This is a genomic window from Salinibacter sp. (assembly GCF_036626415.1).
Lineage (GTDB): Bacteria > Bacteroidota > Rhodothermia > Rhodothermales > Salinibacteraceae > Salinibacter.
In genome coordinates this window covers 1-10,657 of record NZ_JAZKRW010000103.1, presented here as the reverse complement: position 1 = coordinate 10,657, position 10,657 = coordinate 1, and the positions used below count along the sequence as shown (strand labels likewise).

At 62.2% G+C, this 10,657-nt stretch carries 9 protein-coding genes and 1 pseudogene; all 10 read right to left on the bottom strand.

The features are described from left to right. Positions 1 to 79 precede the first annotated feature (79 nt). Positions 80 to 211, bottom strand: a pseudogene (locus V5A20_RS10865) (IS110 family transposase); the annotation flags it as partial. Positions 212 to 253: 42 nt separating this feature from the next. Continuing rightward, positions 254 to 2,446 carry an eCIS core domain-containing protein gene (locus V5A20_RS10860; RefSeq protein ID WP_332327326.1) on the bottom strand — a complete coding sequence of 731 codons (2,193 nt, stop codon included), beginning with the start codon at positions 2,444 to 2,446 and terminating at the stop codon, positions 254 to 256. 157 nt (positions 2,447 to 2,603) lie between these two features. Continuing rightward, the gene (locus V5A20_RS14115; RefSeq protein ID WP_442978436.1) at positions 2,604 to 2,858 is read right to left on the bottom strand and encodes a peptidoglycan DD-metalloendopeptidase family protein; all 255 of its coding nucleotides are present in this window, start codon (positions 2,856 to 2,858) and stop codon (positions 2,604 to 2,606) included. 15 nt (positions 2,859 to 2,873) lie between these two features. Next, positions 2,874 to 3,641, bottom strand: a complete 768-nt coding sequence (locus V5A20_RS10855) for an IS5 family transposase (protein ID WP_332327325.1) — start codon at positions 3,639 to 3,641, stop codon at positions 2,874 to 2,876. Positions 3,642 to 3,811: 170 nt separating this feature from the next. Then, positions 3,812 to 3,982 (bottom strand): hypothetical protein, encoded by a 171-nt coding sequence (locus V5A20_RS10850; RefSeq protein WP_332327324.1) that lies wholly within the window; start codon positions 3,980 to 3,982, stop codon positions 3,812 to 3,814. A gap of 645 nt (positions 3,983 to 4,627) precedes the next feature. Further along, positions 4,628 to 6,088, bottom strand: a complete 1,461-nt coding sequence (locus V5A20_RS10845) for an eCIS core domain-containing protein (protein ID WP_332327327.1) — start codon at positions 6,086 to 6,088, stop codon at positions 4,628 to 4,630. A gap of 474 nt (positions 6,089 to 6,562) precedes the next feature. Further along, positions 6,563 to 7,663 carry a YcbK family protein gene (locus tag V5A20_RS10840; protein ID WP_332327323.1) on the bottom strand — a complete coding sequence of 367 codons (1,101 nt, stop codon included), beginning with the start codon at positions 7,661 to 7,663 and terminating at the stop codon, positions 6,563 to 6,565. 102 nt (positions 7,664 to 7,765) lie between these two features. After that, positions 7,766 to 7,945: a hypothetical protein gene (locus V5A20_RS10835; RefSeq protein ID WP_332327322.1), complete on the bottom strand. Its 180-nt coding sequence runs from the start codon at positions 7,943 to 7,945 to the stop codon at positions 7,766 to 7,768. Further along, positions 7,942 to 9,420 (bottom strand): eCIS core domain-containing protein, encoded by a 1,479-nt coding sequence (locus V5A20_RS10830; protein WP_332327321.1) that lies wholly within the window; start codon positions 9,418 to 9,420, stop codon positions 7,942 to 7,944. Before V5A20_RS10830 ends, V5A20_RS10835 begins: the two co-directional genes overlap by 4 nt. Before the next feature lie 44 nt (positions 9,421 to 9,464). Continuing rightward, on the bottom strand, positions 9,465 to 10,657 hold a 1,193-nt coding region (locus V5A20_RS10825), incomplete at its 5' end, for an ATP-binding protein (RefSeq protein WP_332327320.1).

Below are 10,657 nucleotides of genomic sequence, written 5' to 3'. Positions count from 1 at the left end.
AAGGCCTATGACGGCGAAAAGTTGCCCGGGTGGGGGTCGAATTTCAAATGAAGAGATGCTGTGGTGAACGTCAAGCGTTTTAGGTCCCCGGATGCAACGAGGCATCGAAGAGACGGCCGGACTTGAGAACCCCGTAGCAAATGTGGAGGAGCTTCCGCATCGCGGCCCCGATGATGACCATCTTCTCCTTTCCCCCCTTCGCTCTGCGCTCCTCCGTGCACCAATGACAGGACGAATCCTGCATCTTCGAAGGTCAGCCCGCATCCCCTCCCTGAGTGGCGCCGATCTCATGATGAACCATGTTCGCAACCGCGTCGATCTCGTCCTCCCGAACCCGGTCGATCATGCCGCGGAGGAGCGCGTACTCTTGAAGAAGATTGCTCATCTGTTGCAGAGGGGCAAGTAGGTCGGTCTCGGTGAGGACTCGTTGCTCCGACGAGACCTGTCCGCCGGCAGTCTGTGTTGCCGTCTGGGCAACGGAGCTCCCAGCGGTTGCGCCTTTCTTCTCGCTCATCGGAAGGCCCATCCGGGCGATGTAAATAATTTCCCGGACGTGCTTCGGATCGAGGAGATTGAACTCGCGTCCGGTCACGCGTCCCTGCTTGTTTCCTTCAATGGTGTAAATCCGGTAGTCGGCGAAGCGCTCGATCATTATTGTGTGACTCTTCGCTTCCTTCGCCGAGAAGGAGTGCGCCGGCGAACTGGACCGGCGGACGACCATGAAATCGCCGGCCTGTGGCTTCAAGTGGTCTTGGAAGAAACTATCGAGGGTTTCTTTCTTCTTCTCTTCCTTTTCCACGTCCGACAGCGAGCCGTCCTTCTGGATCTGCTCCAGAGAGGTGCGCAAATCATTCCAGGCTGGATTCCTCCGCGCAGACCTCGGGAACCGAGCGCCGACAAACGCGCCTCCGGAAGCTTCGTCGTATCGCGGCTCCTCAACCGAGAAGTCGTTCGGGAACTGTTCGGGATTTGCCAGTCGAAATCCGGAACTTGTGTCTTCGCCACCAAGGACTGATGCCCGGACTTTCGTGGCGAACCGCGTGCACCACGCTCTTCCCTTCGCATTGTAGCGATTGGGCAGGTAGCCCCGATTCTTTCCCTTCGGCTCCCACTTGTGACGTTCAGCGCTTCCGCCGACGAAGATGACCCCAGTAAGAAAGTTCAACCGGGCCGCAGCCGCGGCTACACGTCCGAGAATCCGCACCTTTTCGTCCGTTGATGGCACCGGCTGTTGGATGAAGGTGTCGACACGCTCCGGATACGTCGCTACTCTCGACTGCGCGAATGCAATGAGTTCTTTCACTTTCTTACGCCGATCCTCCTGTGTCTCTGCCGACCCCACGTCGCGCAGATGTCCACGGAGGGTTTCCTGCTGCTGGGCGATGGATACCGCCTCCAGCGTTTTGGGAATGGCCTCAGGCGGGACACGGCCCTCAGAGAGGGAGTCGAGATCCCAGATCGACCAGTAAGCCCTAGCGTTCCCCAACCAGCCCTCCTCCTCTACCGCCTTCGCACTGAGGAGCCCCCTGCGCCGAAGATGATACTGCATTTTAAACACGTCCAGCGGGACATTCTCGGCCTCTGGACCTACTTTCTTCAGGAGCTGGTTCAACTCCTCGTCCGACCGCAAGAGGGAGGTTAGGACCACGTGTCGCGCTCTCACGTCCGCGGCGGCTGTGGCTCGTGCTTCGCCGATCTGGCGACTGGCCGCTTTGAGCTTTTTGCTCTCGTCCTCGGAGGTCTTCGCGGAGCGTGTCTCGGCCGGATCGGGCTGGCGTTGAATACGTGTCCCGGGCGCCGAGGAAGACGCAAATCTCCGGGCTCCGGTCTGCTGTAGGACGTGAGTGAGCTCGTGCGCCAGCAGCCGCCTGCCCTCTGATGTGTCGGGGCAGTACTCGCCGGAGCGAAAGGAAATGTCCGGTCCAAGCGTAAATGCCCGAGCGTTGAGAGAACGTGCGGCCCGATCGGCATTTTGTCCAGTGTGAACACGGACGCCGCTGAAGTCCGCCCCCATCTGGCGCTCGAACAACGACTTCTCGCTCTCTGGGAGAGGCCGGCCCGGCTCGCTCGCCACGTCTTCCGCCTGCCCAGCGCCGTCCCGCTCTACAGACATCCCGCCATTGTCTGTTTTTCGCTGCGGCTCCGCCTCACACTCCGAGCAGTCCAGCGGCCGTCCCTTCCGGGCGCGCCGGCGGCAGCGCGGGCATAGACGCTGGACGCGAGCAGAGAGAGGCGGTTCCCGCGACTCCACCGTCCCAGTCGTCCCCCGCGCCGGTACAATCGCACGGGCGACCCGCTCGGCTTCCTGCTCATACCTGTCGCCGGGCTCGTTCAGCGTTAGCTTCGACTGATCCCCCCCTCCTATGTGCGCACCCTCATCCCCAAGGCTGACGGCCAGTCCTGCCGTCTGCATTGGTCCGAGCTCGCGGGCGTCGATTTCCGACACAGGACTGCGATCGCTCTGCTCCGAATCTCGCGACGACGCGGCCGACGACGGAAGCCTCGACGAGTCATTTGATCGGGTTGTTCTGCGGACTCGTGTCATGGCGGCGCTGAAGTTGTACAGGAGTGAAGCTGGCAAGCGTTAGCTCAAGCCGTGCCCATTAACCGTCGTAGCAATTGCAATTGTCAATGTCGAAATTCTCGATATGCCACCCCTCTCCGTCATCGTACACCCGGTGGTCCATGGGAGTCGGAAACCCGTGGTCCAACGGATCCTCTGCGTCCCTCCATCCGTCGGGATGCACTTCGAACTGCAGGTGCGGTCGGTCCGTGACCGCAATTCCGGACGCCCCCGTCCGACCGATCTGGTCGCCTGCTTCGACGTTGTTCCCGTTCTGGACGTCGTGGGCACTCAGAACCTGTTTGGCGGATTAGGTGACGCGGCGAATCATCAATCGAATCATGGCGGCCCGGACCATCGCTTCCGACATTTCAGGAAGATGCTCGTAGTCTCGAATTAGACGGCGATAGCCTCCAAACCAGCCGAATGTGCGTTCGATCACCCACCGTTTCGGAAGTGGTTCGAAGCCTTCGGTCTCCTCGTCCGGCTCCACGATCGAGAGTAGCCAGTGAAAGCACCGCCAGACCAGCCCTCCCGGAAGGCCTTTGTACCCGCTATCAGCAAAAATCACCTTCAGGCGAGGCACCTTTCCAAGTAGTTGCTTCAGCACCGGCGGAGCTGTCTGACTGTCATTCTCGTTGGCCGGGTGCACGACAACAGCCAGAAGAAACCCCAATGTATCGACAATCACGTGGCGTTTTCGTCCAGTTACTTGCTTGTTCGGGTCGCGCCCGCGCCCCGGACCGGCCTGTCGTTCGGTATCGACCGACTGGGTGTCAATCACCGCGGCACTGGGACTGGGCCGACGCCCGGCAGCTACGCGCGCGGCCCGTCGGACTCGGTCACAAAGCCGCTGAAGGAGATTCAACCGCCGCCATTTTCGAAAATGGTAGTACACGGTCTGCCACGGAGGGAAGCCTTTCGGAATCATTCGCCACTGTGAACCGGTCTTCAGCACATAAAACACCGCGTTCAGCAGATCTCGGGGATCATGCCGATCGAAGCGGAAGCGATCAAAGATCGGCTCGATCTGTTTCCATTCTGCGTCGGTCAGATCAGAGGGATAGCAAGAGCTCATCGCTCTGAGTCGGTCTTGTGAACGGTTTGGTGCCTTTCACAAGACGCTGACCGGCGCTTTTCTGTTGTCCAAGCCGATTTTCGGCAATCCGCCAAACAGGTTCTCAAGTGCGCGTACAGGTAGGCCGCGGTTCCACCGTCTTCGCTCAGGATAACCGAGCTGCCGTATCCCTACATGACTAGGTTCTGCACCCGACCGTCCGTCACGGCGTACGTTGCCGTTCCTACCGGGGCGTAGTAATCGACGCCGTCGTGCGACTGGTTGCAATTCGGGCCGCGGAGATCCCCGAAGAGGCTGTTGCATCCGCTGTGATACCGGCTTGCGGCCTGGACGGTAGACATGTCGGGAAGGGGGTCCTGTTGCCTACCCCTCGATGGCTGCATCGACGAGATCTGCCGCTCGACCTCTCCCATCGGACGATCCGGCGATGATTGTTCGGCGGGATGCGCAGGAGATGAAGGCGCTTCCCAAGACGGGACATCCTCCGGTCCAATGTTGGGTGGGGCCGAGATTTCGTCCATTTGCTGTCGGACCGCTGACTCCGTGGCCGACTTTGTAGTAACACGCCGAAAAATGAGGTCCTGCCCCATTCCGTCCACCAACGAGGAGAGGGAAGCGATTCTCAGATCCGTAGCGTCCGGCCTTCGCATCACCCCGTCGGCGATGCGCTCGGCCCGCCTCTCGTACTTTTCCCCCGGCCCGCTCAGGGTCAACTCCGGCGCAGTGCGTCCGTACGTGCGCACTCCCCTGTCTCTCCCGAGTTCAACTCCGGGACTTGCCCCCCTCAGCGGTCCCCGCTTTCGATGGGCAGACCGCAAAGACGTACTTTGATCCTGTTCTCCTGCCTCCTGCGTCGCCGAAGACTTGTCCGAATCGGACTGGATACGAGGGCGTAACATAGAGGGTGGCATTTCTAAAGAGTGGTCGTCGTACGGCTTTTCTTCGCCCCAGGGCTCCGTTGGAACCTCCTCTCCCCCCGAGTGCACTCAATCGCCATCCCCCTCGGCCTCTTCTCCTCCGGGACACCCTCTGATCTTCCAGTAGTGGTTTCCCCCCGAATGATCAAATCGGCTGTGTGCTCGGTCAGAGGGCTTGTCTGTGTCGGATCGAAAGAAAAGATAGTCGTGCGTGCCCCTGTCTCCCTGTTTGATCGCCTCGATGGCTTTGTTAATCTGGTAGCACTTGCTCGGGTCGGTCGAGCGCGGTGACGTAGTGTACCCACAAGGACCGGAATGATCATTTAGCTCGCTCTCCAGCTCTTTGAACTTTCGCGATTGTTGAAGTACGCTTTCGAACTGTTTCTCGTGTGTGAGAATGCCGTCGATGGTCGGCTCTCCGAAACTACTTTCGTCCTTGGGGCACCTCTTCACGTGTTGAATTCGGTTGTAAACGAGGTCCCGCACCATTGGGAACTCGCCTGTCGTTCCCGCCTCCGCGTAGACCATCTTGGCGAACTTGAGGTCGACACCGGTCGGCGCAGCGGGCAACTTGCAGAGCTGGAACTTGACGACTGGAGGATTACTCTGCGCCCACGTCTCCGATCCGTTCTTCCGCTTCATCTTCATGCGCACCAGATACCTAGCATTCTCGCTAATAGAAATGCCTTTCTCGAATGTCACTTCTCCTCTTGCCTCGGTGACGGTTTTGCTCTGTACCGGACCTGTTCCCCGTTCCAGCAGCAGAACCTGAGCGCTTTTCATCGGGGACGGCATCGTGTACGCGACTGTAAACGGCTCGACACTCGTTCGGCTCTCGCCCCTCCCCACTGTTTCGACGCAGTTTGCCTCCCCCCCGCCGATGGAAGCAACCCGCACCGAGGCCGTTTTCGCCTCTTCTTTTTCGCCGCTCTCCTGGTTGGTTTGTTCACCCTTTTGTTTCGGTTCGCCTTTCTGCCCTGGCTTGCCCTCGTCCTCCGGCGCCCGACCGTCATCCGGAATCGCCTCACCGTTCGCCCCATCCTGGCGCTGGATCTGGGGTCTGACAGTTTCTCCCTCAGAGGAGCTCCCTTCACGCAGGTCGCCGCGCTGACCACGCTGCTGCAAAACGTGGGTCAGCTCGTGTGCCAGCAGCCGCCGGCCTTCTCGCGTCTCGGGCCTATGCTCACTGGAGCGTACGACGATGTCGTTGTTGAGCGTGTAAGCCCGGGCCCCAATCGCCCGCGCCGCCCGGTCGGCCTCCCCACCCATGTGGATCCGTACGTCGCCAAACTTCGCTCCCATCTGGGCCTCAAAGAACGACCGAGCCCGGTCTGACAGCGGGCGCCCCGGTCCGCTCGTCACGTCTACGGCCCGCCGCACTGCCGTACCTTGTCCCCCCGTTCCGGGCTGCTTCCTTAATTCTGTCTCCTCTCCGCCGGGTCCGTCCCCTTTGCGCCGCAGCTCCGCCTCGCACCCCGGGCAGTCCAGCGGCCGTCCCTGCCGGACACGCCGGCGGCAGCGTGGACACATTCGCTGAATCCGGTCTCCCGGCGTGCCTTGCCCGAGCTCTTCCGTCGATTCCGACTCCGGCATCCGAATTACCGTGTCGGCGATGCGTTCGGCCTCCTTCTCGTACCTGTCGCCGGGCTCGCTGACGCGCACCTTCGGTTGAATCACGGCCTCTGCCCGTGCGCTTCGGTCCCGCGCACCAAGTCGAATCTCCGCCCCCATTCCAAACAGCGGTCCACCCTCCTGCACGGAAGATAGTTCCGGGGAGCTGTCGCTGCTTTCCCTCTCCTTGGGTTGAGCAGCCGAGGACGATGACTCTGTTGATTTTGAACGAGCGTGACGCATTGTGCAATCGCTGGTCATGACTGGGGACGAACAGTCACTGCTCTATCGTATTTTCTCCCCTCTTCTTTTGCTCGATTCTCCATCGAGAAGATGGGCACCGCCTCTCTGGAAGCAAGTCCGGCCACCGTCCCTCTCCCGGACAGCGTTGATCTACCCGCAGACACGATCGTGTAACCGATCGATCCATTGCACAGAAGGTCCGGGATCATAATTCCAACGAGCCCAATTACCACGGACGTCCACATGGATGTAGGCCCTCCCGACTCCCAGGCCGATGTCGCACTTGTTTTGCAGCGCAACCTCTGCAAGCTCGCGGCCCGTCATATCTGCTGTGCGAATGTCGGCTGCCCGTCCCCCCATGTGCTGACTATCTTCTGCTCCCTCAACTTCCTCGTTGTATGGCGGAGGACGGTACCCGGAGTTGATGATCACTGCTGTCCCCACGTCGTCTCGAATTTGCTGTAGAAGATCCATTAAACTCGGATCGATCCGAGACCGCTGGAACTCATTTCCTCCGCTTTGAGCGTACTCATCGACCGTAAAATCATGGGTTAGATTCTTTTCTCGGTGTACACCGCTCGTGTCGAGCAAGGGATTCCCGGTGTTCAAGGGATCGCTGAACCGATCTAAATAATCGTGCACGACGGGAAGCGAGGCGCCTCCCGGAAAATTGAAGAGTTCAACTCCCGACGGCTGCATTGTCACAATCTGTCGCTCGGACTCTCCCATCGGGCGACTGAGATCGCGATACTGCTCCCCGCGAGCAAGTTCTCTTCTGTACTGCTGACGCTCCACGTCCCCCATCGGCCGGTCCGGCACAAACTGTTCTGCGGGGTCCGCGAGAGGAGAGGGTGTTTCCTGTGGCCGGGTTTTTTCCGATCCAGCACCGGACGGAATCGAGATGTTGTCCATTTGCTGCTGCACCGCCGAATTCGCTGCTGACTCAGCGGTCGCTCGCCGAAAGATGACAGGTTCCTTCCTCCCGGGTGCGGTAGGTTTTTCTAGGTTCGCGCTCGCGTCTGGCTCCAGCGTCTGCATCACCGCGTCGGTGACGCGTTCGGCTTCGCGCTCGTACCTGTCGTCCGGCTCGTTCACCGTCAGCTTCGGTTGAATGTGAGGGCCGTCTTGCGTGCCCCGGTTGTCAGCACCAAGCTCGACGGCCGGTCTCGCCGCGCGCAGCGGTCCCTTCTCCTGCATATTCGCCGCAGACGGTGGGGGGTTGTCGCGTTCCTCCCCATCCGTCTTGGACACCGTCGTCGAGGAGGACTTGGACTTCGTCCGAGTGCGAGTCATGAGACGTTCCTGTAGTGAACGGATCCTGCGAACAACAAACGGCGCGTAGCCCCGTTCTCGTCAGGAGGTCATTCCTTCGACGAACTGCTGCGCCCCGGAGCTCGGGCCCTCGTCCTCCTCGACGGTAACCGGGCAAAAAGCCCCGCCCTTTTGATACACCTCGCGGACGGCGGCTGTGAAGCGCTCATTGCGGACTGCCACACCCTCCAGGGCGCAGCGAGGCCGGTGGGAGACCGTCACGGGGGTTCGAATTTCACCGCGTCCGTCTCGTCGTCGACTTTTTTGGTGTAGGACCGGATGTAATCGATTATTGCGCCGATGTTGTTGGCTGTCCCCTCGCGGACGTCGTGGTAGAGGATCACGATCTTCGGGGCGGCGGACGTCGTTCCCTCCCAATCCCGATCCCTGACTTTCTTCAACCCGGTCTGGAAATTCTCTTTCAGTTCGTCCAGGGACAGGCTCCCGCCCTTATCGCCCTCGATGTCCCACAGGAGGTTGGTGAGACCGGTCGACTCGTAGGTTTGCTTGACGGCCTTCTTGGTCGCCGGTTCGTCACCGATGTCTCCATGCGGCGGGCGCACGTACGTCGGCTCGGTGCCCTCCTCGGATTCCGAGTCTGTCACTGTCTTGATCCGCTCCTTTGCGGCCTTCAGTTCCGACTTCAGACGCCCCGCTTCCTGGGCTTCCGGGTGGGGTTCGTGACCCTTCTTCCCGCCGGTGTGGACGCCGATCGTGTGGCCCTCGCGGTCCATCCGTGCGATCAGCTTCTGTCCGATGCGGTGACCGCCCCGGTATTGAACATGCGTCTGGACAAAGAAGCCGGCCTTTATCCCCTTCTGCTTCAGCGTGTCCAGCACCCTCTCGGTGAGGTTTTTCCCCTTCCCCAGCGGGGCCACGTGGGGCCCGTCGTCGAACGTCAGCGAGAAGGTGCGCGTCGCGCGCAACACTCGTGGCGAAACCGTCCGCGTGACTGGGCCGACTCCACCTTTGGCTGCGGCCCGACTGGCCCGCTCGGCACGGCGCTCGGCGGCGCCGTCCGCCGGAGCAAGGCGTAGCTCCGACCACGGACCGTCCATCCGGCCCACCTGCTGACGAACGTGGGCCAACTCGTGGGCCAAAAGCCCTCTCCCCTCCGCGCGGCCCGGGGCGTACTCCCCTTCGTCGAACACGATGTGGCGACCCACGGTGTACGCTCGTGCATCCAACGCCTGTGCCGTCGCGGCCGCCGTCGGGCTGGTGTGGATCCGCACGTCGCCGAAGTCGGCGTCGAAGCGCGGTTCGAAGTACGACCGCACCGACCCGGGAAGGGGCCTTCCCTCGCCCCGGAGCGAGGTGATGTCACGTTCGACGGATTCCTCCACTTTCGACGAGGCATCGGACAATCTGGACTGTAGCGGGTCAACATCGGGTTCGACCACCGGTTCATCCGGTTTCCGACGACCCGTTCGGAGCACGGTGTCGGCAACCCGGTCGCCCTTCTTCTTGTACTTGACGCCCGGCTCGTTGACGGTCAACTCCGGGTGAATGGCCAGACCCTTCGTGTCAGAACCCTCCGAACGGAGCCCAAGCGCCGGCCCGCTCGTACGCAGCAGTTCCTGCTCCCGGACCGACGCCGTCGACGACGCATCCCGGCGCGTCGCTTCTCCCGTCGACGTCGATTCGGACGTCGTTTCGCTCGACGCGTCCGACTTGGATTTTACTCGCGCTACGGACATGGAAACGAGAGAAGGTCAGTGGAAGGCTGTGAGGAGGAGGACCGTCACGACGTCATCCCCTCGACGAACTGCTGCGACCCGGATCTCGGGCCCGCTTCTTCCTCGACGGTGAGCGGGCAAACAGCGCCGTCCTTCTGATACTCCTCGCGGACAGCAGCTAGGACGTGTTCGTCGCGGACTTCCACGGCCTCCGGTGCCGGATCGGGGTGCTCATCATTGGTGTCGGTTTCCGCTCGGGTGGTGGACTCGCTCGCGTCGTCGAGCGCCAGGAGCGTCGCCTGCAGGGCGGCGTTGCGGATCTGTCCGCCGTTGATAGCGCACTCCCGGGCCACCCGCCGGAGCGTCGCCTCGCTCACGGCGTGGTCCCCGGGCAGGTGGATGGACCAGATGGCGAGGCGCTCGTCCGCCGACGGGGGCGCAAAGTCGATGACCCGGTCCATGCGGCGCTGGAACGCCGGGTCGATGTTGTCAGCCAGGTTGCTGGTGACGAGCACGATTCCTGCGTAGTGCTCCAGCCGCTGCAGCAGGTAGTCGGTCTCGACGTTCGCGTAGCGGTCGTTCGCCGTCGAGACCTCGGTGCGCTTGCCGAGGAGCGCGTCGCCCTCGTCGAGCAGCAGGACCACGTCCAGCTCCTCGGCGGTGCTCAGGACGCGGTGCAGGTTCTTCTCTGTTTCGCCGACGTACTTGTTGATGACCGAGGCGAGGTCGACCCGGTAGAGGTCCATGCCCAGTTCGGCGGCAAGGATGCGGGCGGCGAGGGTCTTGCCCGTCCCGCTCGGGCCGGTGAAAAGCGCGCGCACCCCCTTCGTCGTGGCGCTGCCGAAGGCCGGACCGAGGTGGTCGAGGAGCCGCTCGCGGTGGTCGCAGCGGCGCTCGAGGTCGTGCAGCTTCTCCTCCGTCCGCGGGTCGACGACGAGGCGGTCCCACGTGCCGTCCACCTCCAGGCGCTCGGCGAGGGTGTCGAGGAGCTGCCGCCCGAGGGAGCGAGTGGCGTGGCGCACGTCGCCGGTGGTGACCGTTTCACGTCCGTCGAGCGCAGCGTGGCGCACGGCGGCGGCCCCGGCGCGGCGCAGGTAGCGTCCCGGCAGCTGAAACCCGTCCACGATGGCGTCGAGGTCCGCCACGTCGGCTCCCTCGACGGCGGCCCGCCAGTGGCGGCGCCGTTCGTCGGCGGAGAGCGTGTCCAGCGAGAGGGTGACGGCCGCGTCGAGGGCATCGCCGGTGAGGCCGCCGGTCG

Coding starts and splice junctions, on each gene's coding strand:
- V5A20_RS10855 (WP_332327325.1), bottom strand. CDS start 3,641: ATGAGCTCTTGCTATCCCTCTGATCTGACCGACGCAGAATGGAAACAG.
- V5A20_RS10850 (WP_332327324.1), bottom strand. CDS start 3,982: ATGTCTACCGTCCAGGCCGCAAGCCGGTATCACAGCGGATGCAACAGC.
- V5A20_RS10845 (WP_332327327.1), bottom strand. CDS start 6,088: ATGTGTCCACGCTGCCGCCGGCGTGTCCGGCAGGGACGGCCGCTGGAC.
- V5A20_RS10830 (WP_332327321.1), bottom strand. CDS start 9,420: ATGTCCGTAGCGCGAGTAAAATCCAAGTCGGACGCGTCGAGCGAAACG.